The sequence below is a fragment of the Caballeronia sp. dw_276 genome, assembly GCF_018449635.1.
In the GTDB taxonomy this organism is placed as follows: domain Bacteria; phylum Pseudomonadota; class Gammaproteobacteria; order Burkholderiales; family Burkholderiaceae; genus Caballeronia.
Window position 1 is genome coordinate 1 of record NZ_JAAVUV010000002.1, and the last position, 26,381, is coordinate 26,381.

At 60.2% G+C, this 26,381-nt stretch carries 26 protein-coding genes; 10 read left to right on the forward strand and 16 right to left on the reverse strand.

Going from position 1 to position 26,381, the window contains the following annotated elements:
• The first annotated feature begins 166 nt into the window (after positions 1-166).
• A complete protein-coding gene (locus HB633_RS02930) occupies positions 167-1,231 on the forward strand; it encodes a sensor domain-containing diguanylate cyclase (RefSeq protein ID WP_213776589.1) in 1,065 nt (354 codons plus the stop codon).
• A 15-nt stretch (positions 1,232-1,246) separates the two neighbouring features.
• Here the strand turns inward: HB633_RS02930 and HB633_RS02935 are convergent, their stop codons facing one another.
• Entirely contained in the window at positions 1,247-2,497 is a 1,251-nt protein-coding gene (locus tag HB633_RS02935; protein ID WP_213776590.1) for an MFS transporter, read from the reverse strand.
• Positions 2,498-2,775: 278 nt separating this feature from the next.
• Here HB633_RS02935 and HB633_RS02940 point away from each other — a divergent pair, with 278 nt between their 5' ends.
• Together HB633_RS02940 and HB633_RS02945 are read left to right on the forward strand one after the other, a co-directional pair.
• Positions 2,776-4,218, forward strand: a complete 1,443-nt coding sequence (locus HB633_RS02940) for a DUF1254 domain-containing protein (protein WP_255580718.1) — start codon at positions 2,776-2,778, stop codon at positions 4,216-4,218.
• Positions 4,219-4,420: 202 nt separating this feature from the next.
• Positions 4,421-5,845 carry a DUF308 domain-containing protein gene (locus tag HB633_RS02945; protein WP_255580719.1) on the forward strand — a complete coding sequence of 475 codons (1,425 nt, stop codon included), beginning with the start codon at positions 4,421-4,423 and terminating at the stop codon, positions 5,843-5,845.
• Between the two features lie 5 nt (positions 5,846-5,850).
• Here the strand turns inward: HB633_RS02945 and HB633_RS02950 are convergent, their stop codons facing one another.
• On the reverse strand, positions 5,851-6,354 hold the full coding sequence (locus HB633_RS02950) for an Mpo1-like protein (RefSeq protein ID WP_213776591.1): 504 nt from the start codon (positions 6,352-6,354) through the stop codon (positions 5,851-5,853).
• A 275-nt stretch (positions 6,355-6,629) separates the two neighbouring features.
• On the opposite strand from HB633_RS02950, the gene HB633_RS02955 reads away from it, so the two are divergent.
• The 4 genes from HB633_RS02955 to HB633_RS02970 all read left to right on the forward strand — a co-directional run bounded on the left by HB633_RS02955 (position 6,630) and on the right by HB633_RS02970 (position 9,862).
• Complete coding sequence (locus tag HB633_RS02955; RefSeq protein WP_213776592.1) at positions 6,630-7,670, forward strand: helix-turn-helix domain-containing protein; 1,041 nt, start codon at positions 6,630-6,632, stop codon at positions 7,668-7,670.
• A 147-nt stretch (positions 7,671-7,817) separates the two neighbouring features.
• On the forward strand, positions 7,818-8,408 hold the full coding sequence (locus HB633_RS02960; protein ID WP_213776593.1) for a tetratricopeptide repeat protein: 591 nt from the start codon (positions 7,818-7,820) through the stop codon (positions 8,406-8,408).
• An 81-nt stretch (positions 8,409-8,489) separates the two neighbouring features.
• The gene (locus HB633_RS02965) at positions 8,490-9,317 is read left to right on the forward strand and encodes a hypothetical protein (RefSeq protein ID WP_213776594.1); all 828 of its coding nucleotides are present in this window, start codon (positions 8,490-8,492) and stop codon (positions 9,315-9,317) included.
• Positions 9,318-9,373: 56 nt separating this feature from the next.
• The gene (locus HB633_RS02970; RefSeq protein ID WP_213776595.1) at positions 9,374-9,862 is read left to right on the forward strand and encodes a hypothetical protein; all 489 of its coding nucleotides are present in this window, start codon (positions 9,374-9,376) and stop codon (positions 9,860-9,862) included.
• Between the two features lie 57 nt (positions 9,863-9,919).
• On the opposite strand, the gene HB633_RS02975 is transcribed toward HB633_RS02970, so the two are convergent.
• Positions 9,920-10,237, reverse strand: a complete 318-nt coding sequence (locus tag HB633_RS02975) for a helix-turn-helix domain-containing protein (protein WP_213776596.1) — start codon at positions 10,235-10,237, stop codon at positions 9,920-9,922.
• 87 nt (positions 10,238-10,324) lie between these two features.
• Between HB633_RS02975 and HB633_RS02980 the strand changes: the two genes are divergently transcribed.
• Positions 10,325-11,422, forward strand: coding sequence for an NADH:flavin oxidoreductase/NADH oxidase (locus tag HB633_RS02980; protein ID WP_213776597.1), 1,098 nt, complete (start codon positions 10,325-10,327; stop codon positions 11,420-11,422).
• A 44-nt stretch (positions 11,423-11,466) separates the two neighbouring features.
• Here HB633_RS02980 and HB633_RS02985 read toward each other — a convergent pair whose 3' ends face one another.
• The 8 genes from HB633_RS02985 to HB633_RS03020 all read right to left on the reverse strand — a co-directional run bounded on the left by HB633_RS02985 (position 11,467) and on the right by HB633_RS03020 (position 19,655).
• The gene (locus HB633_RS02985; protein WP_255580720.1) at positions 11,467-11,814 is read right to left on the reverse strand and encodes a hypothetical protein; all 348 of its coding nucleotides are present in this window, start codon (positions 11,812-11,814) and stop codon (positions 11,467-11,469) included.
• A gap of 215 nt (positions 11,815-12,029) precedes the next feature.
• The gene (locus HB633_RS02990) at positions 12,030-13,028 is read right to left on the reverse strand and encodes a GntR family transcriptional regulator (RefSeq protein WP_213776599.1); all 999 of its coding nucleotides are present in this window, start codon (positions 13,026-13,028) and stop codon (positions 12,030-12,032) included.
• 102 nt (positions 13,029-13,130) lie between these two features.
• Positions 13,131-14,123, reverse strand: coding sequence for an alpha/beta fold hydrolase (locus HB633_RS02995; protein ID WP_213776600.1), 993 nt, complete (start codon positions 14,121-14,123; stop codon positions 13,131-13,133).
• A gap of 2 nt (positions 14,124-14,125) precedes the next feature.
• A complete protein-coding gene (locus HB633_RS03000) occupies positions 14,126-15,223 on the reverse strand; it encodes a Zn-dependent alcohol dehydrogenase (protein WP_213776601.1) in 1,098 nt (365 codons plus the stop codon).
• A 12-nt stretch (positions 15,224-15,235) separates the two neighbouring features.
• On the reverse strand, positions 15,236-16,060 hold the full coding sequence (locus tag HB633_RS03005) for a phytanoyl-CoA dioxygenase family protein (protein ID WP_213776602.1): 825 nt from the start codon (positions 16,058-16,060) through the stop codon (positions 15,236-15,238).
• A 28-nt stretch (positions 16,061-16,088) separates the two neighbouring features.
• Positions 16,089-17,297 (reverse strand): alpha-hydroxy acid oxidase, encoded by a 1,209-nt coding sequence (locus HB633_RS03010; RefSeq protein ID WP_213776603.1) that lies wholly within the window; start codon positions 17,295-17,297, stop codon positions 16,089-16,091.
• Between the two features lie 30 nt (positions 17,298-17,327).
• Positions 17,328-18,605 (reverse strand): MFS transporter, encoded by a 1,278-nt coding sequence (locus tag HB633_RS03015; protein ID WP_213777161.1) that lies wholly within the window; start codon positions 18,603-18,605, stop codon positions 17,328-17,330.
• A gap of 153 nt (positions 18,606-18,758) precedes the next feature.
• Complete coding sequence (locus HB633_RS03020; protein WP_213776604.1) at positions 18,759-19,655, reverse strand: LysR family transcriptional regulator; 897 nt, start codon at positions 19,653-19,655, stop codon at positions 18,759-18,761.
• 111 nt (positions 19,656-19,766) lie between these two features.
• Between HB633_RS03020 and HB633_RS03025 the strand changes: the two genes are divergently transcribed.
• Positions 19,767-20,222, forward strand: coding sequence for a cupin domain-containing protein (locus tag HB633_RS03025; protein WP_213776605.1), 456 nt, complete (start codon positions 19,767-19,769; stop codon positions 20,220-20,222).
• 116 nt (positions 20,223-20,338) lie between these two features.
• Here the strand turns inward: HB633_RS03025 and lhpI are convergent, their stop codons facing one another.
• The 3 genes from lhpI to HB633_RS03040 are packed head-to-tail and all read right to left on the reverse strand — an operon-like array spanning position 20,339 to position 23,426.
• Positions 20,339-21,241, reverse strand: coding sequence for a bifunctional Delta(1)-pyrroline-2-carboxylate/Delta(1)-piperideine-2-carboxylate reductase (gene lhpI, locus HB633_RS03030; protein ID WP_255580721.1), 903 nt, complete (start codon positions 21,239-21,241; stop codon positions 20,339-20,341).
• Positions 21,242-21,243: 2 nt separating this feature from the next.
• Positions 21,244-22,251 (reverse strand): trans-3-hydroxy-L-proline dehydratase, encoded by a 1,008-nt coding sequence (gene lhpH / locus HB633_RS03035; protein WP_213776607.1) that lies wholly within the window; start codon positions 22,249-22,251, stop codon positions 21,244-21,246.
• A 53-nt stretch (positions 22,252-22,304) separates the two neighbouring features.
• Positions 22,305-23,426 (reverse strand): branched-chain amino acid ABC transporter substrate-binding protein, encoded by a 1,122-nt coding sequence (locus tag HB633_RS03040; protein ID WP_213776608.1) that lies wholly within the window; start codon positions 23,424-23,426, stop codon positions 22,305-22,307.
• A 154-nt stretch (positions 23,427-23,580) separates the two neighbouring features.
• On the opposite strand from HB633_RS03040, the gene HB633_RS03045 reads away from it, so the two are divergent.
• Positions 23,581-24,312: a GntR family transcriptional regulator gene (locus HB633_RS03045; protein WP_213776609.1), complete on the forward strand. Its 732-nt coding sequence runs from the start codon at positions 23,581-23,583 to the stop codon at positions 24,310-24,312.
• Between the two features lie 10 nt (positions 24,313-24,322).
• Here the strand turns inward: HB633_RS03045 and HB633_RS03050 are convergent, their stop codons facing one another.
• Together HB633_RS03050 and HB633_RS03055 are read right to left on the reverse strand one after the other, a co-directional pair.
• The gene (locus HB633_RS03050; protein WP_213776610.1) at positions 24,323-25,642 is read right to left on the reverse strand and encodes a HAMP domain-containing sensor histidine kinase; all 1,320 of its coding nucleotides are present in this window, start codon (positions 25,640-25,642) and stop codon (positions 24,323-24,325) included.
• Entirely contained in the window at positions 25,639-26,379 is a 741-nt protein-coding gene (locus HB633_RS03055; protein ID WP_213776611.1) for a response regulator, read from the reverse strand. Before HB633_RS03055 ends, HB633_RS03050 begins: the two co-directional genes overlap by 4 nt.
• Between the last annotated feature and the right edge of the window lie 2 nt (positions 26,380-26,381).

Sequence of the window (26,381 nt, forward strand, 5' to 3'; positions counted from 1 at the left end):
TTAAAAATTGATAATTTATCTTATGTAAAGTCATCTATTGATCACCCGATATACCCCTGGGCGTGCGCACATGCATCGTCACACTCGCGTTTTTAATAACGACCGTGGGATGCCGTTAACAACGTCATACGATTCCAGCAACCACGAATACAGAAGTCTCCGCCCCATGACCAGCCCAGACAATCCAGACAACACCCAAACCAACGAAGGTAACCTTCGGGCAGCCTTCCTGCCGCACGACGCCACCCCTGCCGCTCCCGCCCGCGTCTTCATCGATGACGACAGCGCCATCTACCGGACCCTGCTCGAATCCACCAAAGCGATCCCGTGGAAAATCGACTGGGCGACGATGGAATTCGCGTATATCGGTCCACAGATCGAAGCGCTGCTTGGCTGGCCGCCTTCGAGCTGGAAAAACGTCAACGACTGGGCCGAGCGCATGCATCCGGACGATCGCGCATCGGTCGTCGATTTTTGTGTCGCGCAGTCGAAGGCCGGCACCGATCACGAGGCCGATTACCGCGCGCTCACGCGCGATGGCGGTTATGTCTGGCTGCGCGATGTGGTGCACGTAGTGCGCAACGCGCACGGCGAAGTCGATTCACTGGTCGGTTTCATGTTCGATATCAGCGAACGCAAACGCAACGAAGAAAAGCTCGCGCAGCTTCAGAAGGAACTGGAACGACTGTCATTCCACGACAGCCTCACGAACGCAGGCAACCGCCGCATGTTCGACAGCGTCATGGAACGCGAATGGGCGGCATCGAAAGCTTCGGGAACGCCGCTTTCGCTGATCATGGTCGATATCGATTTCTTCAAGTCGTACAACGACTACTACGGCCATCTACAGGGCGACGAATGCCTCAAGCACATCGCCCGCGTGCTGGGCGAAGCAGCCGGCCCGGACGGTTTCCTCGCGCGTTTTGGCGGCGAGGAGTTCATTCTGGTTCTCGCCAATACGCCTGCTGAAAACGCCGTGAAGATTGCCGAACGTTGCCGCATGCTGATATCAGATGAAGGGATCGCGCACGTACGTTCACCGCATAACCAACGCGTGACGGCGAGTTTTGGTGTCGGAACGATCGTGCCGACCGGACGAATGGATGCAACGGCGTTCATCAATCTCGTCGATGCGCAGTTGTATCAAGCGAAGGACAATGGCCGTAACCGCATTGCCGCGGTAGATCATGCGGGAATGGGCGGCGAGGCGTTCAAGTCGCACTCGCGGTGAGAACACGCCCCTCCCTCACTCCGGCGTCGCGTTGCAAGTAACTGGCACCGCCGACACGTTTTCTTCGCGAGCGCCGATACTCAACAGTGCCACAAGCCCCAGCAGCGCGAGCGAACCGCCCAGCAAGAAGTCGGCGGGAATGCCCGCGCGATCGACGATCGTTCCGCCGACCAGCGACCCCGCCGCGATCGCGACCTGAATGATGCTGACAAAAAGCGCCGACCCGGCTTCCGGCTGATCAGGCGCCGCACGCTGGATCCAGACACTGAAGCACAGCGGCAACGCGCCGAACGCGATACCCCATGCGAGCACGATCGCGCTCACGCCCAGTTGCCAATGCTGCAAGGCAGGCATCAGCAACAAGGCGCATGTCAGGATGAAGATCATGGTTGCAGTCGACATCTTCAGATTCTTGACCACGGTCGCGGAGGCGGCGAAGTTCGACACGAAGCCGATCACGCCGAAGCCGAGCAGCAACCAGGTGATCGTCGAAATGTCGAGATGCACATCGCCGAGCAAAAACGGCGTGACGTATGTGTAGGACGCAAAGTGACCGCCGAAAACAAGGGCCACCATCAACAGGCTTTTTCTCGAATGGGACTGCTTCAGCAGCGACGTCAGGTCGGAAAAGCGCAATGCCGTAGACGATGGCAGCGACGGCACCATCACCAACTGAGCAATGAGCGCAACGGCGACAAGCCCACCGGTCGCCATGAACGAAACCCGCCACGAAGCCAGCCCCGCGATGAACGTCCCCAGCGGCACGCCGATCACGGTCGCGCAGGTCACGCCAGTCAATATCGTGGCCATTGCTTTCGCTGCATCCCGCGGTTGCACGAGCCGCCTCGCAGCGGAAGTCGCCAAGGTCCAGAAGCCGCCCAACGCGGCGCCGAGCAACGCACGCCCCAGAAGCATCACGGCGAAATTGGGAGCGAATGCGGACAACAAGTTCGATGCCAGCAACATTGCGGTCAGCAGCAGGAATACATGCCGGCGATCCATTCGCCCTGCTCCAAGCATCAAGCCCGGCGCGGATATCGCCGCAATGATCCCGGGCGTCGTCACCATCAGGCCCGCGGTTCCCGGCAAGACGTCGAGTTCGCGCGATACATAGGGTAAGAGTCCCACAGGCAGGAACTCGGTGGTGACGAAAGCGAATGCGCCGACTGCCACGGCCGCCACCGATAACCACTGGCGTAGCGAAGAAGCGGTGTCGTCGTTTTCCGGCAATGTTTCGCCGGCAGAGGGAGTGTTTTCCGTCAACATGGTTGGGCTTGGAAGTGCTTGCAGAAGAGAGGTTCGTCGAACGGCGTTCGCCTTGAGCAACGTGGCGCGAACGCGGCAAAACGAAGGGTTGCGGCAACATACCATCGCATTAAAGGTCTCGCAGAAACCATCCCCTGCTGATTGTGTGGATTAAGACCAGCATCACCACGCCAGCATGCCCATTCAACAAATGATGTTATTGCTCGATAAATCTGTTATTGGTCGGCTTTATTGCCGGATCGCCGGCGTGTTGCTTCGAGGATCTTCGGACAAGCACCATGCGAAACCAACTCAGCAGAGATTTCATTTTTTCGGGCATCGCGAAAGTCACGGTCGCGCTCTGCATGGCTGCATCGATCCCTGCATTCGCGCAGACGTGGAGCGCCGACGATCTGGCCCGCAGAACGGTCGAGCGGCGCGCCGTCGAAGCCGTCATCTGGGGCATGCCGGCGGTCAACTTCCAATTGATGCTGCAAGCGTTCCAGGCGGTTCAGGGAGCGCCCAACCAGGTCGCTTACTGGTCGCGCCCTCTTGACTGGAAGAACCAGACGCTGACGCCGAACCCGGACACGATCTACCTGATGCCGTTCTACGACACCCGAAATGGTCCGGTCGTGCTGGAAATACCGCCAGCGGGCGATGGCTCCATCACAGGAAGCATCGACGATGCATGGCAAAACGCGCTCGAAGACGTCGGCCCGGCGGGTCTGGACAAGGGCAAGGGAGGCAAGTACCTGATTTTGCCGCCCGGCTACAAGGACAAGATCCCTGCCGGCTACATGCCCGTGCGCTCGGATACGAACCAGGGCTATGCGATCCTGCGCTCGAACCTGAAGAGCGGCAGCGACGCGGACATCGGGCACGCGGTGGCGTATGGCAAGCGAATCAGGTTCTATCCGCTGAGCGAAGCCGGCCGCAAGGACGGCGCGCAAACCGTGTTCGTGGACGCCTTCGGCAAGATGTTCGACGCCAACATTCCCTACGATGCGCGGTTCTTCGATGCCCTCGATCGTTTCGTGCAGAGCGAGCCGTGGCTGACCCGCGACAAGGTCATGATCGACATGCTGAAGTCGCTCGGTATTCGCCAGGGCGCGCCATTCTCGCCCGATGCCGGAACGCGTGCCTTGTTCGACGCGGCCGCGCGGGAAGCGCATGCGTCCATCGACGTGCAATACGAAAAAGTATTCGTTCCACCCTTTAACGAAGGGAGCCACTGGGCGTTGCCGGCATCGAAAGACGTTGCCGAAGGCATGCCGAATTTCTTTGCAAATCCGCAGGCGTACCCAGTCGATGACCGCGCCATCACCTATTCAATGGCCTATTTCAGCGCGAAGACGATTGGCGTCGGCCAGTTTTATTTGATGACCATCAAGGATAAGGACGGCAACAGGCTCGACGGAAGCAAGCGCTACCGGCTCAACGTTCCGGCGAACGCCCCAGTGAGACTGTATTGGTCAGCAACCGTCTACGACGGCGCAACGCACGCGCTGATACGCGAGACACGCTGGTCCAGCCGTTCTTCCAATACACCGGGCCTGCAGAAGAACCCGGACGGTTCCGTCGATATCTACTTCGCCCCGGAAGCGCCTGCCGGCAAAGAGAGCAATTGGGTGCCGACTGATCCGAAGGGACGCTTCGAAGTGCTCTTCCGGCTTTATGGGCCGGAGAAACCGTTCTTCGACAAGACGTGGAAATTGCCGGACGTGGAAGCAGCGAACTAGAAGGTCGCTATCGCAGCATTTGTAGTGAACCCCTGCACGAACGCCTGACGCGGATCGCCGGCCGTCGTGGCGCCCGCCCTTGCAACCGGATTGTTACCGGCGCTCAGTGCCAGCCGCATTCCGAACCAGGCTAGTCCGAAAAAAAGTAGAGCTGCACTATATTGCGTACATGCCCGGTGTTCGAACCGGCAGGAGGCAGGCAATGGTGCGTCTCGTAATGATACTTCTCGGTGTCGACTATTTGCGGACTCGCTGGCGCGGGCTGTTGGCGGCAGGGTTTTTTAGTATCGCGCTCGGCACGGTGATTTTCATCGACGCGCTCGACGGTTCTCTCTACTTCCCGATCACGCCATTCGCCCTCTTGCTGTTGATCGAAGGACTTGCCACGCTCGCGGTGGCGTGGACCGGCATGGGCGGCCAACGTTCGTTGCGGTACGTCAAAGGCACGACGTTCTGCCTCTCGGCTGCCCTCGTGCTGATCGGCGGCGAACACGGTAACTTCGCGCTTGCGCTCATCTTCGGAACGCTCTTTTTCATCGATGGCGCCCTGCAAGTCATCTCGGCTCGACTGGTGCGCTACAGGACGTGGCGGCTCGCGATTGCTGGCGGCGTGCTCGAAATTGGCATTGCGATCTTCTTCTATCAGCCCTATCCGGATTTCTACACAGGAACCGTCGCCTACTGTGTGGCCTTTGGTCTGTTTTTCAGCGGCTGGAACATGATCTTGCTCGCCGTGCGCGTCCGGCGCATGGCGACCAATCCGGCTGTGGTTGCCGAACGAACCGGCGCAGCAGCAGGCGCGCCCATCGCTGCCGCCGAACGATGGGACGGGCCACCCGCGCCCCACGAAGCCGCGCTCACCGTGCACGTCTGGACGCCGGTGGGGTCATCGAAGACGCAGGCCCGGCGGCAAATCATTGTCGACAGATACATTGCAGCCATCGACAAGAACGGTGCGATTTCGACGGGCCACGCCGCGCTGGAGTCGGCCGAAGGTGTGTACATCAGCTTGTACCCTGCGGCCGAGATCGAGCGCTCGCCGGAGGAGTTTGCGCGCATCGTCCGGGCGACGCGCGACAACGATGTCCCAGGCATCTTCCAGCCCGACTACGCGACCGAATCCGCCGCGTGGTGTCCGTCGACCCGGCAAGTGCGTATCCGCAACTACGATCCCGTGCGCCTCGAGCGCTTTTGGCGGGAATACCGGCGCGATACAACCTACAACCTCACCTACCGGAATTGTTCGAGTACGGTCGCGAGAGCGCTGGAAGCAGCTATTGAAGGCGCGTCCGTACGTGCCTGGGGCAAGGGCGGCGGCTGGAAACCGTTTTTGCGCATCCTGACAACGCCTGAATTGTGGGTCGCGGCGCAAGTGAGAAAGCGCGCGGCGACCATGGCATGGACGCCGGGACTGACGCTGGATTACGCCCGCGCGCTCAGTATGCTTGCGGACCCGCGGCCTTCCGGATGGCCGAAGATGGCGCGGCTGGCGCTGCGCACCATGTACCGCTCGAAACAACGCTGGCGCGCTGAAAAACAGGCTGCGCCCAATGTCCATGATGTTGCGCCCGATCCAGCGCTGGCAAGCACGGGCTCGCCCGATATCGAATCAAGGCCGACGCAGTAAATTTGTCAGTCGCGCCTGCCTGTCCTGATCGTCCGATGCAGGCCTGGACGCCAGCCGAAGCGGAACAACGCCTCCGCCAGAACAAATAGCGGGCCGATCACGAGTCCGATGACATCATCGACGAAAGCAGGCTTGCGATGCTCATAGGCTATATGCCCCACGAACTGCAGCGTCCATCCGATCAGGAACAGCCCTGCTCCCGTGACCAGCCAGATGAAAGTGGATTGCGCCGCAAGCCACTGTCCCACGCCCAGACACAACACTGAAACGACCCCCATCATCAGGCCGAGCGGCACGTCGAGGACAAGATAATAGATTGTCGCCGCGACGAACAAAACGCATCCCGGCGAAAGCGCAAACGGCCACGTCCCGGCGAACCATGCGGGGCGGCTCAATAGCACGGCAAGTGCGAGGACGATCATCGGAATGCCCGCCAGGTGGGTGGCGACGTTTCGGCGGTCGCGATGATAATCCGCGTATTGAGCAAGCTGCTCGGTCAGCGTTTTCATACCTTTCTCCTAATTTGAAACAGCAATGCGCTACGGCACGTGTTGAATTATCCGCTGCCTGTTTATTTTATAGACGAGCCCAAAAAACACGCTGAATAACCAAGGGTTTACCCCTATAAATCCACTTTGAATTGGTCTCGATGTCACGTTGCTGTTGCGCATTGTGCGCAAACTGAGCTAGAACCAGATAATACGTTTCGTAGTCCGCTATTCATCTTCATTTCACCTGGTTTTCATCACTTCCCATCGTGCGGGCACGACTCCGGAGTTCTAATTTGAATCCTTATCTTTTCCATTTCTCGACCGACGCCTATTCTGAGGACCAGCGATTCGACGTATGGCGAGATGAAGTCAACGCGATATTCGACGTAGGCATCGAAAAACCCGCTTCTCAGCGGTTTAACTACAAATTGTCGACTGGATACATCGGATCTCTGTTAATGGGATGCGGCACGTGGGCTGGCGAAGATGATCCTGTTGCATATAGCGTCAAACGCCCGTCCCAAATGATACGCCGGGACGGACTCGATCATTTTTATCTCTGCCTCGGCATTACACATTCGATATCCGGGTATGCCGCCCGGGCGACGATCAATACAGAGCCGTCGAAGATTTATATCCTCGATCTCGCGCGCGAGCTGGATTCGGAAATCATTGCCGGCGATACGATCATATTAACCATCGCGCGTGATCTTCTCGATCCGCGCATCAAGTCAGCAAATCTGCACGGAACCGTGCTGGAAGGCCCGCTCAGCGCGCTGCTGGGCGATCACATGCATGCGCTGCGCCGGCAGTTGCCAAACTTGTCACCGGCGGAAATGCCGTATGTCGAGCAGGCGACACTCGCGATGGTTTCAGCTGCCCTCGCCCCGTGTATTGCTACGCTGGCGGACGCCGAAAATGAAATCAATCAAACGGTCTTTACCCGGGTGCGGCGGTTTATTGATGCAAACCTGCAATCCGCCGATCTGACACCGTCGCTTATTTGCCGTGATGTCGGTATATCCCGTGCGCAGCTTTACAGATTGTTTAGTCGCGAATCGGGCGTTGTTTCGTACATTCAACAACGCCGCCTCGACAAAATACGCCAGATACTCGAAAGCCCTGCGGGCGCGAGTTACCGCATATCCACGCTTGCCTTCGAATACGGCTTTAAAAGCGAATCACACTTTAGCCGAACCTTTCGCAATGCTTTCGGTTATTCGCCACGCGAAGCACGCGATCGCGGGTCGTCATTGGAAAAACCCGGTTCAACTGCCGCCAGTAACGCTCAATATGCCGGCTCATTAAAAGAGGTACTTGGAAAGCTTGATTGATTCGTTGCATTTGAGACGCTCAGGCAGGTTTTGGAGACAGTGAGGCAAATTGGATTGACGCGTCACTGTTACCATTTTCTCGCCTTATTCATCAGGCGTTAGACGCAACGAACAGCAATCGATAATCAAAGCGCATCGGGGATCAAGATGAAGTCTCGCTGGCTGGCGCTGTGCGCCGCCCTGGCGCTGGCAGCGTGCGCCCAAAACCCGTCGCACAGCGATCAAGTCCGGATCTGCGACGACCAGGGATGCAGCAACCGCCCCAAAAGTCAGGTGTCGTTCGAAGCATCGGGAAATGGCGATACCGCCGATAACGATGGCCGTATCACAGCATTGAAATCGGCGGCGCAAAAAGAACCGCGCGCGGCCTATGACCTCGGCCTCAGATATTTCCGCGGCGATGGCGTACGGCAGGATAGCTATCAGGCACTCGTGTGGATGAGAAAAGCCGCCGAAGGCGGCGATCTCGAAGCGCAAAAAGCGCTGGGAAATTTCTATTTGTTCGGCCTCGAAGAGATGGGATCCGATCCCCGCGAGGCCGAGAAATGGCTGCTGGTTGCATCGGGGCGAGGCGACGCCGAGTCGCGCAAACTTCTTGAGCAAGCACGGGCTGCGAAGAAGTCAGAGGAGACCTACTACAAATGGCAAACCGAATGGCGAGCGGTCTATTACGGCTACTGGTCGTCTGGCTATCCGTACTACGGTCATTGGCAGCAACGTAGCTGGTACGGATATTAAGCCCCCCTTTTAAACGACGTGCGCCGGCTTCGTGCGAGGCCGGCGGGTCGCGTGCCAATCACTCACAACGCAACTAATAACATGACTCTCAGTTCACAATTTCCCGGCGTGAAGAAAGTGCTTGCGGTCCTCCTGACTGCATCGCTGAGCGCGTGCGGCGGCATGGTATCCACGGGCGGACAAAGCGCGGGCGTCTCGGGCGCAGCGGGCGGCGCGACGAGCGCCGGCGCCGATGAAACCCTCGAACGCTGCACCGCGCCGCTCGGCACGATTGCAGTCGACGACGGCCGCAATGCGGACTGGTTCGGCGCATTCGGCAGTGCGACGCAGGTGACATCGATCGATCCGTTGCTGCGGCTCGCGGTCCAGCAATCGAACTGCTTTGTGATTACGTCGATCGGCAATCAGAAATCCGATGCACGCCTCTCGCGCATCACGTCCTTGCAGCGCAACTCCGGGGAATACAGGGCGGGTTCGAAACAGCAGAAAGGACAGCGCGTCGCCGCCGATTACTACATGGAACCGCAGATCGTCATCAACGACTCGGCCATTGGCGGCGTCACCGGCGTACTCGGCGGGCTCGTGGGAAATGCCGCAATCGCGAAACTTGCCGGCGGCATGCAGAGCCGCGCATCGGTCGTGACCCTCACGCTTTTCGATGTGCGCTCGGCAGTCCAGATTTCAGCGGCCGAGGGTAACGCCACGGCGACCAACTACGGCGCGGCTTTGTCGGGCCTCGGCGGCGGCGCTGGCGGCGGTCTGGGCGGCTTCTCGAAGACGCCGGAAGGCAAGGCCACGGTGGCGGCCTTTATAGATGCGTACAACAAGATGGTCGTCGCGCTGCGCAGCTACAAGGCGCAGGACGTTCAAGGCGGCCTTGGCCGAGGCGGTCAACTGAAGGTCAATTGAAGATCAACTGAATTGCCGGAGACTGCCGTGCCGGCATGCCTGAGAGGAGCGTTGCGATGAAAAGCCGTGTCAAACGGTTGTTGAAGTTCGCGAGCGTCATTGTGTTGCCTGCAATGGCGCTCGCAACCTCCCTTCCCGCCCGCGCGCTCACGGCGGCGGACCAGAAGGAAGTTCAAAACTTCACGCTCACCGACGACTTCCTCAAGCGCTTCGAAGCCGCGGCCGCCGAAGGTGGCGCGCGGCCCGAAGAAAATGACCCGAAGAAGGCGGCGGCGATGTTGTCATCGATCGACGCAATGAGCGCGTCGATCGCGAAGACGCCTGCGAGCAAGGCCGCGCTCGACCGGCACGGCTTGACTCCACGTCAGGCCGCCGTCGGTGCAATCGTTCTGATGCGCGTGCAGATGACGGACCAGATGCTCGCCGATCCCAAGCAGGCCAAGTACGTCGATAAAGCGAAGATTCCCAGCGCCGCAAACATGGCGTTTTATCGTGCGCACAAGGCCGAAATCGAAAAGGCATTCCAGCGCGACAACAACGACTGATCGTTTCAACCGAGGCCGCGCGTCAGGGCGCAGCCTGATTTGAAGCACGCATGGCCCTCAGGCCATTTCCTCCAACAGCACGTGTTTCAGAATGGCTTCCATGAGGCCGGGGAACCGGCTTTCCAGTTCATCGAGTCGCAACGTGTTCTGATGAACCGTGCCGGCCACGCGCGTCTGCACGAGCCCCGCATCCCGCAAGATCCGGAAGTGATGCGACATGCTCGACTTTGGCCTGCCGCCGTCGAGTTCGCCACACGTGGCCTCCGTCACCCGCGCCAGATGCCGCACGATGTCCAGGCGCACCGGGTCGCTCAAGGCGTTGAAGATCCGCTCGAGGGCGAAATCCTTTGGATCGGGATGGTTATAGTTGCGCATAAAGCAAATGGTAAAGGATTCTGCGATACTCCGGTTATTCGATTTTTATCGAACTATCGAAACAGCGCGTTTTTTGGAGCCTCGCAGATGCCGACATTGTTTGAACCCTTCAAGTTGAAAGACGTTTCCCTTCGCAACCGCATCGCCATTCCGCCAATGTGCCAGTACATGGCCGACGACGGGCTGATCAATGATTGGCATCGGGTGCATCTGGCGGCGCTTGCGCGTGGCGGCGCGGGACTCGTGATCGTGGAAGCAACGGCCGTGTCGCCGGAAGGCCGCATCACGCCGGGCTGCACCGGACTTTGGAACGACGAACAGGCGCAGGCTTTTGTTCCGGTTGTTGCATCGATCAAGGCGGCTGGCGCAGTTCCCGGAATCCAGATCGGTCACGCGGGCCGCAAGGCGAGCGCCAACCGGCCGTGGGAAGGCGACGACCATATTGCCGAAAGCGATCCGCGTGGCTGGGCGACCATCGCACCATCGGCCATTGCGTTCGGCGGCGGCCTGCCCAAGGTGCCGAAAGCCATGACGCTCGACGATATCGCGCGCGTGCGCCAGGACTTCGTGGCCGCTGCAAAGCGCGCTCGCGACGCAGGCTTCGAATGGCTGGAACTGCACTTCGCGCACGGCTATCTTGGCCAAAGCTTTTTCTCGACGCACTCGAACCAGCGCGATGACGCTTACGGCGGCAGCCTCGAAAACCGCAGCCGCTTTCTGCTGGAAACGCTCGCCGCGGTGCGCGAAGTATGGCCCGAGCATCTGCCGCTGACGGCGCGCTTCGGCGTGATTGAATACGATGGACGCGACGAACAAACACTCGCGGAATCCATCGAGCTGGCCCGCAATTTCAAGCGTGGCGGTCTGGACTTGTTGAGCGTCAGCGTGGGGTTTTCCACGCCGACCGCGAACATTCCGTGGGCGCCGGCGTTCCTTGCGCCGATCGCCGAGCGCGTACGCCGTGAAGCGCAGCTTCCGGTTGCGTCGGCGTGGGGAATCGACACCCCCGAACTCGCCGACGGCACCGTTCGCGACAACCAGCTCGACCTCGTGATGGTAGGCCGCGCGCATCTGGCGAATCCGCACTGGCCGTACTATGCGGCGAAGAAGCTGGGTATCGACCGTCCGGCCTGGACGCTGCCCGCACCGTATGCACATTGGCTCGAGCGTTACGCGGTCAGCTAACCAGCTTCATGCGTGATCACGGCTGGCGCATCCGGCTGTCGTGATCACGCGAACCGGTGATCCTCCAGCGCGTGGCGGCATACCTGCAGCATCCGCTGAACCACGGTACTCGCCGGATTCAGTTTCATTTCGCCAGTGAAAAGGCCTTGGACATCGGCACGTTTCAAAGCAATGCCAACGCCAATCAAGTCGCGCTGTGCAATTTTCAACGCCAGTTGCCCGAGACGAACACGGTCGAGCCAAGGCATATGCAGGCGGTTGCCCGAAAGCCATGAACGGCAGGCGATCACTACGTGATCGACACGCCAGTCGCTCGTGAGCGCGTACGTCGCCGCAGCCGTGGCGACGACAAAACACAGTAATTCAGCGTGCGCCTCGGGAAGGAGGCTCATATCACCTGTTTCCATACTTGGCACTTTTTACAATGAACGCCTGACGGCGGAAGAACTCATCCAATATCCTGCCACGACAAATGATCGGGCGCGGCGGTTTATCGGCTACGGTGAGTTTTGGAATTTGGGGCCCGGTCACACGCGTGGACGACATCGCAAGAGCTTACCCATATGGGGGCAAAATTGCTGGAACAACAGGCGGTCCTGCTATTTTGTCAGGAAGCGATCGCGCTCAGATAAGGCGGCAGTTCCGGTTGCTCAAGGCGGCTTACCAGATCGAAGCGCAGCATCCAGCGTGTATCGGCCTCGTCGAGGTGCTTCTGCAATTCCTTTGCCGCATGCGTCGGCTTGCCGGCGAGGAGTGCATCGATTACGCGCAGGTGCTCTGCAAAGGCGTTATCGATCAATTCGCCAGGAATGCGCAGATACGGGTCGGCAAGATAACGCGTCGGCACAAACAGCACGTGCGTGCGCGCAAGCGCCTGAACGATTTCGCGATTCGGACAATGCGAAAGCAAATCGATATGCAGATCCGTTTCCGCCGTATCCATATCCGAACCGCCGCGCGCAATTTCCGCCGCCAGGCGCTCGCGCATGATTTCCAGCTTTTCCCGGCCGACGAACGGCGCCGCGTGCATCAGCGCGGTGGGTTCGAGGAGCCTGCGCATTTCAAACAAGTGGCCGATGCGCTCCGCCGTGACGCGCTCTGCAACCCAGTGCCCGATGCGATCCTTCGATAATGCGCCCACGCTGTGCATGCGCGCCATGACATCGCGCGCGACGGTACGGCTGACGTTGAAATGTTGCGCAAGGCGCTCTTCCGTAATACGCACCGAACCGAATAACACGCGCGTGCACAGCTCGCGCTCGACAGCCGCGTACATGCGTTCCCATTGCGGCGTGCTCGTCAATTCAAGTTTATCGAGCGTGGCGGAGCGGCCATCGGGACAACCCTCCGATCCGCCCGCGACGAGATACCCCCGCCCTTCACTCTCTATCACGAGTTTGTCGGCGCAAAGCGCGGCCAGCGCGGAGCGCGCGGGAGACCGGCTGATACTGAAGGACTTTGCGACTTGCGCTTCGAGCAACTTTTCGCCTGGCAGGATGCGCCCGGATTCGATCATCTCTCTCAACAGAAGATAGACGCGCCGGTGAATCGAAGCGCTGGCTTCGGCGGACGGCTCAGCCTCTGGTGTGACGATTAATGAGCTCATGTTGGGTCGTGACGCGCGGTTCCGGAAGATCGATCAAGCGTTACTCTAGCGCATCGGCGCCCGGCGCATCGCGCATCGGCTGGAGCAGCGCGGGACGTGTTGTTACCGGGCGCGGAAGCCGCCAATCTCACGGTTGAGAAATTCAGCGGATCGCGAGTCGGCGTCGGTGGCCGCGAGGTGACCGCTCGTCGATGGCAGACGCAGGAACGCGCAATCTGGAATCAGGCGCGCCGCAAATTCAGCTGCTTCGACCGGGTTATACAGATCCAGTTCGGGTGCGCCGATCAAGGTTCGCGCTCGGATCGATCGAAGCGCGCGTTCTGTATCGTTGTCGAAGCTCGCGGTCGCGCCGACATCGTGCGCGTCGTACGCCCACGACTGATAGATCCAGTCCAGCGGATCGCTTTGCTGCGCGCCCCACCAGGCTGCACGTTGCGCGATCCAGCCGGAAACGGCCGTGGCGTCGGACACGTCCCGGGCAAATCGCTCAGGCGTGCGCATGGCGAAAACATGCATGATCGCGGTCCACGCCTCCATGCTGCCCGACTCGAGGCACAGGCGTGCGGCGTGGTTCATCGCGGCGGCCCATGGCGCGGTCTTCGCCATCGGCGTCAGCGCCACGATGCTGCGCATGAACTGCGGATAAGAAACACCCCACTGCAGCGCCTGCATGCCGCCCATCGATGCGCCGACCACGCATTCAAGGCCGCATACGCCAAGCTGATCGAGCAACGCCATCTGGCTGCGGACCATATCGCGAATGGTGAAGCGCGGGAACCGCCGGCCGGGTTGTTTCGCCGAGTTTGATGGAGAGCTCGACAAACCATTGCCAATTGCATCGATGACAATGATCGTAACCCGCGCGGGATCGAATGCAAGCTCGCGGCCAATCAGAAAATCAAGCCGATGATGCGTACTGCCGATCGCGCACAGACCAAGCACGACGGGTCGCGTCGGATCGGCGAGATCGCCGTGCACCACGTACGAGAGCTTCAACGCTTCAATACACTCGCCCGACTCCAGCCGGAAGTTGCCCAGCGCGCATTCGTGATGTGCGGATTCGATCCATCCGGGTTGCATCGGCGGATGAGACATGATCAGAACTCGATGACGGAACGAATGTCGATACCGCGCGCGAGCCGGTCCAGTCCCGTGTTGATATCAGCGAGCTTGATGCGGTCCGTGATGTATTCGTCGAGAAGCAAAGTCCCCTTGAAATAGGCATCGACCAGCATCGGAAAATCGCGTTCGGGCACCGCGCCGCCGTAACTTGCTCGCACGATACGCTTTTCGCCCATCAGCGATCCCCACCGCAATGCGAGGTTCTCCTGCGCCGGCAATTTGCCGAGCCAGACCACATTGCCGCCCACGCGCACGAGCTCGAGACTCGCCTGGAACGCCGCGGGATTTCCGGCAGCTTCAAATACATAATCAGCGCCTCGACCCGATGTCAGTTCCGCGAGCGCGCTGTTTAGATGTTCATCGGCAAGCAAGGTATGCGTTGCGCCGAATGTGGTTGCCAATTGCAACTTCTTCGGATCGCTATCCACCGCAATGATGCGCTCAGCGCCCGCAAGCCGCGCGCCCTGTATGGCCGATAACCCCACCGACCCGCAGCCGATCACGCAGACTGAACTCCCGGCTTCGACCTTCGCTACGTTGAGCACGGCGCCCACGCCCGTCATCACGCCACATCCAATCAAGCATGCGCGATCGAACGGCATCTCTTTCGAGATCGGCACCGCGCAGTCCGCCGTCACCACGCACAGTTCCGCAAAACTCCCCGAATACATCAGCTGATGCACGGGTTGGTCGCCGAGAAAGAGGCGCGGCCGGCCATCGAAATGCCATGCCGTTTGCGAACGGTCACGATATTGCTGGCATAGAATGGATTGTTGCCTCATGCAAAAGAAGCAGCCGTTGCAATGCGGATTCCACGATGTAATCACGTGGTCGCCAACCGCAACATGCGTCACGGCCTTTCCGACCCACTGCACGACGCCCGCCGCTTCGTGGCCGGGCACGAACGGCGCCGGCACGCCCAGATCGCCGCGCACCGCTTCAAGGTCCGTGTGGCAAAGGCTCGTTGCACGGACGTTGACCACGACATCGTTGTCGGCAAGCGCGCCGAGCGTCAGGCGTTCAACGCTCAAAGGCTGGCGCGTTTCAGTCAATACCGCTGCAGCAAAGTTCATAGGCTCGAAGGTTCAGCGGCGCTGCGCCGCGCCCTTATAAAGGATCTGCTGGTTTCGCTCGCCGATCTGCTGATGCAGCGCGACGAACTCCGGTTCGAGATCAACCGTCGGCCGCGGTTCGTGCTCGAAGGTATTGAAGGTGTCGACACCGCGCACGAGCGTCGCGCTGTCATCGCCTTCGAGCTGGCGGACGTAGGTCGGAATGTAGCGAATCGCGTAACCGATGCGGCGTTTGTCCGACGCGTTCGGCGGCGAGCCATGCACGATGCGCACGTGATGCAGCGACATCTCGCCAGGCTCAAGCTCGATCGATACCGCTTGCGACTGATCCACGTCCACCGCGACCTCTTGCCCGCGCGTGAGCAGGTTGTGTTCGGAGAACGTATCGCGGTGAGGAATCTGGTCCAGCAGATGCGTCTTGGGAATGACCTGCATCGCGCCATTCGATTTATTGCTCTCCGACAACGCCACCCACGCCGTCACCACGTCGGGCTGCGACAGCCCCCAATAGGTCGAGTCCTGATGCCATGAAACGAAGGCGGGATCGCGCGCGTCCTTGATGAAAAAACTGCTCGCCCAGCACAACAGGTTTTCACCGTAAAGATCATCGATGGCATCGACGATCTCTCGCCTTCTCACCAATTCGTTCAGCCACGCAAACAGCAAATGGCTCTTCACGTTCAGCGCTTTCTTGCGCAGCTTGTCGTTGCCATGCTCGAAATCTTCCAGACGTTCGCGCAGTTCCAGCGCCTGAGCCACGGGCATGACGCGAATCGGCGCAACGTAGCCAAACTCCTTGAAGTGCCGGACCTGCTCCGCGGTAAGTGTTTTCAACATGTATCGTCTCCGGTTAAAGCTTGTGTGCTCACGCCGCCTGAACGGCTGCAAGGTGTTCCGTGTGAGGTTCGGCGGCAATCGCCGGCGCGCGCAAATGGCCGCCCGATGTCAGCGCGCGGCAGTCGACCCCGCGCACATCTGTAATGCCGCACAGCGCCATGGTCAGGTCCAATTCGCTGCGAATGATTTCGAGGCAACGCGTCACGCCTGCCTCTCCACCCGCGCCGAGTCCGTATAAAAAAGCGCGGCCTATATACACCGCGCTCGCACCGCACGCGAGCGCCTTCAGCACGTCCTGACCGGAACGAATGCCGCCATCCATATGCACTTCCATCTCGCCACGAACGGCATCGGCAATATGAGGCAACGCGCAAATAGTCGATAACGCGCCGTCAAGCTGACGCCCTCCATGATTCGATACAACCAGCGCATCGGCGCCGCATCGGGCGGCCATCAACGCATCTTCCGGATCGAGAATGCCCTTCACGATCAGCTTGCCCTTCCACAGTCGACGCACCCATTCCACATCCTTCCATGTGAGGGTGGCATCGAACTGATCCGTGGCCCAGTCAGCCATGGAAGCAATGCCGGTCACGCCGGGCGCATGCCCGACGATATTGCCGAATGTTCGCCGCGTCGTACCCAGCATGCCGGCGCACCAGCGCGGGCGGCTCATCATGTTCACGAGATTGCGCGGCGTCAGTTTCGGCGGCGCCGACAAGCCGTTCTTGCGGTCCTTGTGACGTTGTCCCTGAATCTGCAAATCAAGGGTCAACACGAGCGCGGAACATCCCGCCTCTTCCGCACGCTTGATCAGGCTCGCGATAAACCCGCGGTCCCGCATCATGTAGAGCTGGAACCAGAACGGCCGCGTGGTCGCGCCGGCAACGTCTTCGATCGAGCAAATGCTCATGGTCGACAAGGTGAACGGCACACCAAATCGCTCCGCCGCGCGCGCCGCGAGAATCTCGCCGTCGGCGTGCTGCATGCCGGTGAGTCCCGTCGGCGCGAGCGCCACGGGCATGGTGACGGGTATTCCCGCCATGGTCGTGGCGAGGTTGCGGACGCTGAAATCCACTGCCACGCGCTGGCGGAAATGCAGCTTGGCGAAGTCGTCCGAGTTCGCACGATATGTGGATTCGGTCCACGAACCGGCATCGACATATTCGTAGAACATCTTCGGCACACGCCTTCTCGCCTCGATCCGCAGTTCTTCGACAGTCGCGAAGTAGGTCATCTTGAGTGTCCGTGAAAGTGGCAGTTTGCTTCAGCTTCGGGCCGGTTCGGCTTCAAAGGACAATTGCTCCTTGGGCGAGCGCACGAAAATCGCAACGGATATGGCTCCGAGCGCCGCAATCAAACCTGTCAAAAGGAACGCGCTCTTGAAGTTGCCCGACCATTGCACCAAAAACCCTGTTGCGGCCGGCGCCACGATGCCCGCCAGATTCGCGATCAGATGCACGAACCCGCTCACTGCGCCGACGCGATTTTTCTCGACGGTATCGAGGATGATCGCGAAGTACGTGTTGAACGATGCATACATGAAGAAGACTGCGACAGCCATCAACGTGACGGCGAACGTCAGGTCGGTCACGGCGCCCGTCGCGGCGATGCACACCGCGCCCGCAGCGAGGCTCGTGATCAGCACCAGCTTGCGCGCGAATATCGCCCGGCCCGTCTTGCGGTAAATCCAGTCGCACACGAAGCCGCCCGCCACCAGGCCCGTCGTTCCGACCAGCCACGGGATCACGCTCACCACCGACATCTTCTGGATGCTGAGGTGATGGGCCATCGTCAGGTAACTGGGGAACCACGAGAGGAAGAAGTACAGAATGTATGCGTAGCCGAAGAACGCAAACGCTGTCGCGAGGATGCCGGGACGCAATATATAGGTAAGCAGCGGGCCCGTTTCTCCGGCCGGCGCGTGCTGAATTTCGGCTCGTTCCTGACGCGCGTCAAGACCGGATTCGGGTGCGACATCGGGCTTGTCTTTCGCCCATAACATCCATGCAATGACCCACAGTACGCCAACCGACGCGATCACCACAAACGACGTCCGCCATCCGGCGCTCACTGCAATAAGCCCGACGATCGGCCCGGCAAGCGCGGCGCCGAACGACTGCCCTGAATTGGCCACGCCGATTGCCGTCGCCTGATCCTTGCGGGCAAACCAGTTCGATACAAGCTTGTTGATGTTCGCGCAGTACGGCCCCTCTCCCATGCCGAAGATCACACGCACGACCAGAAGGCTCGCAATGCTGAAGACGCCCGCCGTGAGGCCGCAGAAGAGCGACCAGACCAGCATCGAGACGCTCAGCACCGCTTTCGGGCCAAAGCGGTCAGACGCGTAACCGCCCACAAAGCAGAACAGCGCATAGCCGACAAAAAAACTGCTGAACACAATCCCGAGTTGCGCGGGATCGAGATGCAGATCTTTGGAGATCAACGGCGCAGTGATCGATAAAGCCGCCCGGTCGAGGTAGCTGATCATCCCGCCCACGAATAACAAAGTGATGAGTACCCAACGAGGCCGCTGCTGCGTCATGAACGTCTCCAGAATGATGGCGTCCGCTCTTTTGCCGGCTTGCCACGTGGGATCGGATGAGTTGAACATTTTGATCAAAAACGTCCTATGCATCCAAAGTACATTCACTCTAGTAACCGGCCCGTCCGATGTCAACGAAATCTTGAAGCGGGTTTACCCGCTTCCCAGACCTCGCGATATCAGCGCGTCGATAAACACGCGAACCCTCGGCGGCATCATCCGAGCGCCGGGTGTTATGACGTTCACCGGCAGCGGCGCAGGCCGGCATTCGGGCAATAGTTCGACCAGCGTCCCGTTCCTGAGATGACGCTCGGCCATGTGCTCGGGCACTTGTGCAATTCCCGCGCCGTCAAGCACCGCTTCGACCATGGCATCACCATGACTTAGAGCGAACCGCGAACGTGGGCGCAACTGGATAGCCCGACCGTCAACCACGAACTCAAGCGGGCGCTCGCGACCATTGGTAGGCATCCTGAACAATATGACCGGTCGCTGTTCAACCTCGGCAACAGATTTCGGTGTGCCGTTCGCGCTCAGATATCCCGGACTTGCGCACAGCACCAGATGCTGTTGGTCGATGCGGCGCGCGACCAGACCCGAGTCGTCCAGCGCGCCGATCCGCACCACGGCATCCAGCCCTTCGGTGACCAGATTCACACGCTCGTCGGTCAGTCGAATATCGACGTTAAGTTGCGGATACGCGCTGAGCAAGCGGTTGATCACGGGCACGATCTTGCGGGTTCCATAACCAATCGGCGCGCCGACTCGCAATGTTCCTGAGGGTGCTTCGGGTAATCGCGCAGCTGATAACTCCAGCGAATCGATCTCTTCCAGCACGCGAGCGCAACGTGCGAACAGCGCATCGCCCTCCGCCGTCAACCGTACCGCGCGGGTCGTCCTGTGAAACAGGCGCACGCCAAGCTCGCTCTCCAGGCGCGCGACGCTTTTAGCCACAGACGACGGCGCAAGACCCAGTTCGCGCGCCGCCGCGGCGAAGCTGCTGTTTCGTGCGACCGCCGCGAAGCTCATGAATTGTCTGAGGTTTTTCATCGATCATTCACGCTAAGTTGCCGTGAATGTTACGGCAGGCGGGACTATATTTCTTGAACGGTGTGAGGCCTATAGTGAGCAGCCAAACCCGACTACATCGAGAGGAACGCCATGTTCGTGTTGAACACCCAAGCACCCGAATACAACTTCGCAGGCACGCGCATCCGCCTGCTGATTTCCGGAAAGGACACCGCAGGCGTTTTCTGCATGATGGAGATCTTCGGCCCTCCGCATCGGGCTACGCCGCTGCATGTTCACGATCGCGAGGAAGAGACCATCACTGTGCTGGAAGGTGTTGTGGATATCACCATCGACGGAGAACAGGTCAGCGTGCGTGCCGGCGAGACCGCGCTCCTGCCGCGAAACGTGCCGCATCGGCTGGCGAATAATACGGATCAGCCATCGCGATACATGCTCGTCTGCACGCCCGCCGGCTTCGATGATTTTGTCGATACCTGCGCGCATGCAGAGACCGGTCCGGTCACGCCCACGGCGCCGGGCCCTGAAGACATCAGGCGGATGATCGATGCCGCGCCTCGCTTCGGCATTACATTGCTGCCAGGCTGACCGGCCCTTCCCAGTCATCAATCCGTGCAATCCCCACGCGGTGTTACCGCCAGCCTTCAAATGGCCGACGGGCCGCGTGCTGGCCTGGCGTTTTTCGCTCAGCGGTCCTTGTGGAGCTACTTTTTCGATAACCGCTCGCGCGCGAGCCGCGCTGCAGCCAGATCCCACGCGGCGCATCCGACGGTCTTGAACACCACCGGCCGATCTGCCGACGCGCTCCACGACCCGGCTATGACATCAGCCAGCGCACCGACCTTCATCCAGTCGATCCCCGCCTGAATCAGATCGCCCGCTTCGTGTTTCGCGCCCGCGGGATCGTCCACCACCACATCGCTTCCATGCACGATGGACGCCGCGATTTCCGCGCCATCCGGCGTGAATGCGCCGACACCCACAACCAGCCGCGTCGCACGCGCCGCGTCGTGATAGACCGGCGTCCTGCTTGTGGTGAGCGTGACGACCACGTCAATATCATCTGGCACGACGTCCTTGTCGAGTGCGACGATCCCCTGGCGTGTTGAAGCAAACCGCTGCGCCGATTGCAACGACGAACCCTTGACGTAAAGCACGGCGTCCGGAAAAAGCGCCGCAAACGCTTCGGCATGATTGCTTGCCTGTTTGCCGGTGCCAATCAGCAGGATCGACTTCACGCTGCGTGCAAGACGCCTGATGCCAAGCGCCGATATCCCGGCCGTTCGCCTGCCCGTGACCGTCGGGCCATCGAGCGTAAAAAACGCTTGTCCGGTGATCGAATCGTATGCCGTCACTTGTCCGTGAATGGTCGGAAAACCCTTTGCCCCATTTCCCGGACAGACGTTCACGAGCTTGTGGATCGCGAGATCGGTGGCGCTGGCCGGCATCGACAACATGACGCCGTTTGCCTGCAACGGCACGACGAGCCGTTCCGGACTGACGATCTTTTGCGCGCCATATTCAGTGACCGCAACACTCAAGGCATCGACGAGTTCAGGATAGGGAAGCAGCGCTGCCGTCTGTTGTTCATCGAAGGACTCGATCATGTTCATCGCACCAGGAAGCCGTAGGTGAGCGGGTCGCGATCGTCGATGATCCAGTTCGCAAAACCGCAGATATACGCGTTGCCTTCGATCTCGGGGATGACGGCATCGAAGGAACCGAGTTTTGTTTCGCTCAGCACGCGGCCCTTGAAGATGGTGCCGATCACCGATTCGTTGACGAGCGTTTCGTCCTTCTTCAACAAGCCGCGCAAGTACAGTTGCGCGACACGGCCCGCCGTGCCCGAGCCGGTAGGCGAGCGATCGACTTCGCGGTCGGCGAACACACAACAATTCGCCTGCGATGAACCCGCATGGCGCGCCTCGTTTGCGATGATCGTGCCGTAGATATGGTTCAACTCCGGAATCTCCGGATGCACGACCTTCACCGCCGCGTTGGCTGCGGCCTTCACTTCGGCGCCGAACTGGATCAGCTTGTCGACCGAAGATTCGCGGATCGGCAAGTCGAACGGCGCGCCATCGGTATAGAAATAAAACGCGCCGCCAAATGCGATGTCACCGGTCACGCTGCCAAACGATGGCGTCTCGACAGTCACATCGCGTTGCCAGATGAACGACGGCACGTTGACGAAGCGCACATTGCCCGCATGGTTGCCGTCCCACTGCACGAATGCTTCGATGAAACCACAAGGTGCATCGATACCCACGCGGGTTTCCGGCATCGTCCGCTCGATCCAGCCAAGCTCGACCGCCGCCGTTGCAAGCCCGATCACGCCATGGCCGCAATGATCGCTGTAACCCTCGTTGTGAACGAAGATGATGCCAAAGTCGGCGCCTTCGCTGACAGGTTCGGTGAGGTAGCCACCGTACATGTCGGCGTGGCCGCGCGGTTCGAACATCAGCGCGCGGCGAATATGATCCGCATGTTCCTTGAGCCACGCACGGCGCGCGACGATCGTCTTGCCTTGCATCTTCGGCAAGCCGCTCGTCACGATGCGAAACGCCTCCCCTCCGGTATGAACTTCGACCGCGCTGATTGCATTCGTGATTTTCATTTCTTGTCTGGTCCGCTTACTTCACGCTTCATAGCCATGCTTCATGGTTCGCTTCATTGCCCATAAGCGACCGGCAGGCCGTCCTTGATCTCGTAGACGGTCGTGGGGGCGCCTTTCAGGTCGCCTTTTGCATCGAAGGAATAGGTTCCCGCAATGCCCTTGTAGTCCGTCTTCGCGAGTTGCGCAGTCAGCTTGGCCTTGTCCGTGGTCGTGCCGGCTTTCACCATTGCGTCGGCAAGCAGCATCATGCCGTCGTAATAGCTCACGGCGTAGACCTGCGTGTCGGTGTGATACGTGTCCTTGTAGCGCTTGACGAAGTCACGTCCCGCCGCGGTTTTCTCGAGCGAGGTGCCGCCTTGCGCGCAATACACGATCGACGCCGCGTCGCCCGCGACCTTGCCCATGTCGGCGGAACAGATGCCGTCGCCGCCGAGCAGCTTGGCGCGCAATCCGCGTTGACGCATTTGCTTGGCCATCGGCGCGCCTTGTGCCGCGTATCCGCCGAAGAAGATGACGTCGGGGTTCTTCGCCTTGATCGTGGTCAGGATGCCCAGAAAATCGGTCGCGCTGGAGTTGGTGTATTGGCTATCGACAATCTGGATGCCTTGCGCCTTCGCCACGTTCACGAACTGTTCGGCCACGCCCTGACCGTAAGCCGTACGATCGTCGATAACCGCCGCCGTCTTCGCCTTGAGCGTCTTCTTCGCGAACACGGCCATGGCGCCGCCCAGTTGTTCGTCGCTTGCCCCTATGCGGAAAATATTCTTGAAGCCTTGCGTGGTCAACGCAGGATTCGATGCAACCGGCAGCATCGGAATGCCGGCCGTGTTGAAGACACGCGACGCCGGAATCGCAACGCCGGAGTTGTACGGTCCGAGCACGGCGACTACGCCGCCATCGGCCAGCTTCTGGGCGATTTGAACGCCAATTTTCGGATCAGCCTGGTCGTCTTCCGAATCCAGTTTAAACGTCACCTTCTTCCCCGCAACCGTGACGCCTTTTTTGTTCAGATCTTCCACCGCAAGGCGTGCGCCGTTCTCGTTGTCCTTGCCGTTGACCGCTTGCGGCCCTGTCAGCGGCGCCGAATGACCTATCGTCACCACCTCTTGCGAGTGGGCGCCCATGCTTGCGAGGGTCGCGGCGGCGACCATAAAACCTGCGACAGCCTTATTCATTTATTTCGCTCCGTGTGGGACTATACTGGTCTTTATTGCAGACCAGTTAATGTATGCCACAACGGGTCAAGGTCGCAACCATTTCAAAATAACTCGGACCAATTCTGGTTTTGCTTTTGACCACGCGGTTTGATTACACGAGCGAGATTTACGAATGTCAGCGGTGCACGCCGAACTCGACGGGTCGTTCCGGCCCAGGCAAATCTATGAACAGGTATCGCAGAAAATCCGCGATGAAATCGCGGCCGGCCGCTTCATGCCGGAGTCGCGTTTGCCGTCGGAGCGCGATCTTGCCGCATTGTTCGGCGTGGGACGGCCGGCCGTTCGCGAAGCAATCGGCGCACTGCAAAACGAAGGTTTGGTCGTCACAAAGCGGAACTCCGGAACCTTCGTGTGCGGTGACGCATTCGACCGTCTTTCACGGCCGAATACGAACAGCACAGAAACTGCGGACTTCAGCCCGAGTTCCACGCTCGATGTACGCATGGTGCTCGAACCGGCCATCGCGCGGCGCGCCGCGATTCGCGGCCAGCGGGACAGCATGGCGGAGCAGTATCTGAATCAGATGGAAAGCGTGCATGACATAGACGACCCGGCGCAGCGCGCGCTTTGGAACAGCAGCGACCGCTTGTTTCACCGGCAACTCGCCGTGATGACGGGCGATGCCTTGATGGTCAAGATCGCCGATGAAGTCGCGAGTTCAATGGACCAGCCTTTGTGGAAGCGCCTGAAAGACGAAGGCATTTACGACGCCGGCCGCATCCGGCTGTATGTGGCGGAGCATCGGCTGATCTACGAGGCGGTCATTCAAGGCGACGCCGATGCCGCGGCGTTCTACGTCGAGCAGCATATCAAGCGCGTGGAACGCGATATCGCCCCGAAATGAAGGCATGTGGTCACCCGATATTCTTCAGTACGAGCCGCGCCTCAAGGCCGCCACCGCTGCGGTTGTGCAACGTGAGCGTTGCGTCCATGGCCAATGCGAGTTGCCGCGCGATCGCAAGTCCGAGTCCCGTGCCCCCGGTATTGCGGTTACGCGAGCTCTCCACGCGGAAGAACGGTTCGAACACCGCTTGCATTGATTCGAGCGGTATGCCCGGACCGCGATCGAGCACCGAGATCGTCACCTTTCCGTCTGGCGCTGCCCCTACGTCGATCTTTGCCTCGCCGCCGAACTTCAGCGCGTTATCGACCAGATTGCACACGATGCGCCGCAACGCCTGAGGACGCGTCACCAGCGAACGCCTGATGATGCCTTGCATCGAGACCTGCTTCCCGGCATCGACGTAATCGCACACCAGGCTGTCGAACAACGCGTCAGGATCGATACGGCAAGGCACCTCGGTTGCGCCATGCAAGGTCCGCGCGTACGTCACACCCTCCTTCACGAGCGTCTCCATCTCCTGCAAATCCTGTTGGAGCTTGCCGCTTTGCGCGCTCTCCTCCATCACGTCGACACGCAAACGCATGCGCGTGATCGGCGTCTGCAGATCGTGCGAAATCGATGCGAGGATCTGCATGCGTTCGGTCATGTACATGGCGACGCGATCCTGCATGGCGTTGAATGCCCTCGCCGCGCGCGCCACTTCGTCCGGGCCGTCCTCGGGCAGCCGGCTTGCCTTGAGGTCGGGTCCGAGTGTATCGGCGGCGATTGCCAACTGCTTGAGCGGGCGCGTTGCCAGGCGCACTGCGAACCAGCAACACGCAGCGAGGACAAGCAGTTGCATCACGAGCACGAGCGGCAGCCACGGCGACAACGGCGTGCCCGACATGGGACGCAGATCGATGGTCAGCGGCGAGCCGTCGCTCAGGCGCAGATGGACCTGCAGGCGTTCCATGCCACCGGGAACGGCGTTCACCGTCAATGGATAGCGCTTGCCAATACCCTCTTCTATCGACGCCGCCACGCGCGCCGACAACTTCTCATCAGGCGCCTCGCCGCTCACGCCCGGCCCGAGAATGAAGGCGTAGCTGCGTCGTTCCAGCCGCGGCAGCCATGCGGCACGCTGGTCCGCCGGCAGAAGATCCAGCAGCGCCACCGAACTCGTCACCTCGCGTTCGATATAACCCGTCATGACGTTGGTCATCGACTGGTCGCGCTCGGTCATGGTGAGCCAGAACGACATGGTCTGAGCCAGCGCGAGACCGACCAGAAGAATCAGCGCGAGCCTGGCGAACAGCGTTCGCGGCCAGCGCAATGGCGATTGCGGGCTCATTGTGGTCCTTCGAGCGGGATCACCGCCGCCGAAAATACATAACCTTCACTGCGGAGCGTCTTGATGTAACGCGGTTCGCGCGCAACATCCTGAAGGCGCTGCCGCAAGCGGCTCACCATCAGATCGATCGACCGGTCGAACTGATCGGCCTGGCGGCCCTGGGTGAGGTTGAGCAATTGATCGCGCGTGAGGACGCGTTGCGGGTTGTCGAGAAAAACGCGCAACAGGCGATACTCCGCGCCGCTCAGCGCGACCATGGTGCCGTCCGCATCGAGCAGATGCCGCGCGGTGGTGTCGAGCCGCCAGTCGCCAAAGCTCAGGATTTGCGCTGATTCCGTCACCTCCATTCCAGGGGGCAGCATGCGCACGCGCCGCAGCACCGCCCGGATCCGCGCGAGGAGTTCACGCACCGCAAACGGTTTGGCGAGGTAGTCGTCTGCGCCCATTTCCAGGCCGACGATCCTGTCCGCCTCCTCGCTGCGCGCGGTCAGCATCAATACCGGCACCGCTCGGAATTTGCTCGCCCGCAACTCACGGCACAGCACGAGTCCGTCTTCGCCCGGCATCATCAGGTCGAGCACGATCAGGTCGGGCGCGCCCTGCTCCAGCACAGCGCGCATCTGGCGGCCGTTGGCGGCAAGCGACACCCGCATGCCGTTCTTCTCCAGATACGTGGCGAGGAGTTCGCGGATACCGCGGTCGTCGTCGACGATCAGCACGTGGTCGGTGGTTTCCATCT

Bases quoted from the DNA above. Each gene is read 5' to 3' on its own strand.
- HB633_RS02930 (WP_213776589.1), top strand. From the start codon at position 167: ATGACCAGCCCAGACAATCCAGACAACACCCAAACCAACGAAGGTAAC.
- HB633_RS02935 (WP_213776590.1), bottom strand. From the start codon at position 2,497: ATGTTGACGGAAAACACTCCCTCTGCCGGCGAAACATTGCCGGAAAAC.
- HB633_RS02940 (WP_255580718.1), top strand. From the start codon at position 2,776: ATGCGAAACCAACTCAGCAGAGATTTCATTTTTTCGGGCATCGCGAAA.
- HB633_RS02945 (WP_255580719.1), top strand. From the start codon at position 4,421: ATGGTGCGTCTCGTAATGATACTTCTCGGTGTCGACTATTTGCGGACT.
- HB633_RS02950 (WP_213776591.1), bottom strand. From the start codon at position 6,354: ATGAAAACGCTGACCGAGCAGCTTGCTCAATACGCGGATTATCATCGC.
- HB633_RS02960 (WP_213776593.1), top strand. From the start codon at position 7,818: ATGAAGTCTCGCTGGCTGGCGCTGTGCGCCGCCCTGGCGCTGGCAGCG.
- HB633_RS02965 (WP_213776594.1), top strand. From the start codon at position 8,490: ATGACTCTCAGTTCACAATTTCCCGGCGTGAAGAAAGTGCTTGCGGTC.
- HB633_RS02970 (WP_213776595.1), top strand. From the start codon at position 9,374: ATGAAAAGCCGTGTCAAACGGTTGTTGAAGTTCGCGAGCGTCATTGTG.
- HB633_RS02975 (WP_213776596.1), bottom strand. From the start codon at position 10,237: ATGCGCAACTATAACCATCCCGATCCAAAGGATTTCGCCCTCGAGCGG.
- HB633_RS02980 (WP_213776597.1), top strand. From the start codon at position 10,325: ATGCCGACATTGTTTGAACCCTTCAAGTTGAAAGACGTTTCCCTTCGC.
- HB633_RS02985 (WP_255580720.1), bottom strand. From the start codon at position 11,814: ATGAGCCTCCTTCCCGAGGCGCACGCTGAATTACTGTGTTTTGTCGTC.
- HB633_RS02990 (WP_213776599.1), bottom strand. From the start codon at position 13,028: ATGAGCTCATTAATCGTCACACCAGAGGCTGAGCCGTCCGCCGAAGCC.
- HB633_RS02995 (WP_213776600.1), bottom strand. From the start codon at position 14,123: ATGTCTCATCCGCCGATGCAACCCGGATGGATCGAATCCGCACATCAC.
- HB633_RS03000 (WP_213776601.1), bottom strand. From the start codon at position 15,223: ATGAACTTTGCTGCAGCGGTATTGACTGAAACGCGCCAGCCTTTGAGC.
- HB633_RS03005 (WP_213776602.1), bottom strand. From the start codon at position 16,060: ATGTTGAAAACACTTACCGCGGAGCAGGTCCGGCACTTCAAGGAGTTT.
- HB633_RS03010 (WP_213776603.1), bottom strand. From the start codon at position 17,297: ATGACCTACTTCGCGACTGTCGAAGAACTGCGGATCGAGGCGAGAAGG.
- HB633_RS03015 (WP_213777161.1), bottom strand. From the start codon at position 18,605: ATGACGCAGCAGCGGCCTCGTTGGGTACTCATCACTTTGTTATTCGTG.
- HB633_RS03020 (WP_213776604.1), bottom strand. From the start codon at position 19,655: ATGAAAAACCTCAGACAATTCATGAGCTTCGCGGCGGTCGCACGAAAC.
- HB633_RS03025 (WP_213776605.1), top strand. From the start codon at position 19,767: ATGTTCGTGTTGAACACCCAAGCACCCGAATACAACTTCGCAGGCACG.
- lhpI (WP_255580721.1), bottom strand. From the start codon at position 21,241: ATGATCGAGTCCTTCGATGAACAACAGACGGCAGCGCTGCTTCCCTAT.
- lhpH (WP_213776607.1), bottom strand. From the start codon at position 22,251: ATGAAAATCACGAATGCAATCAGCGCGGTCGAAGTTCATACCGGAGGG.
- HB633_RS03040 (WP_213776608.1), bottom strand. From the start codon at position 23,426: ATGAATAAGGCTGTCGCAGGTTTTATGGTCGCCGCCGCGACCCTCGCA.
- HB633_RS03045 (WP_213776609.1), top strand. From the start codon at position 23,581: ATGTCAGCGGTGCACGCCGAACTCGACGGGTCGTTCCGGCCCAGGCAA.
- HB633_RS03050 (WP_213776610.1), bottom strand. From the start codon at position 25,642: ATGAGCCCGCAATCGCCATTGCGCTGGCCGCGAACGCTGTTCGCCAGG.
- HB633_RS03055 (WP_213776611.1), bottom strand. From the start codon at position 26,379: ATGGAAACCACCGACCACGTGCTGATCGTCGACGACGACCGCGGTATC.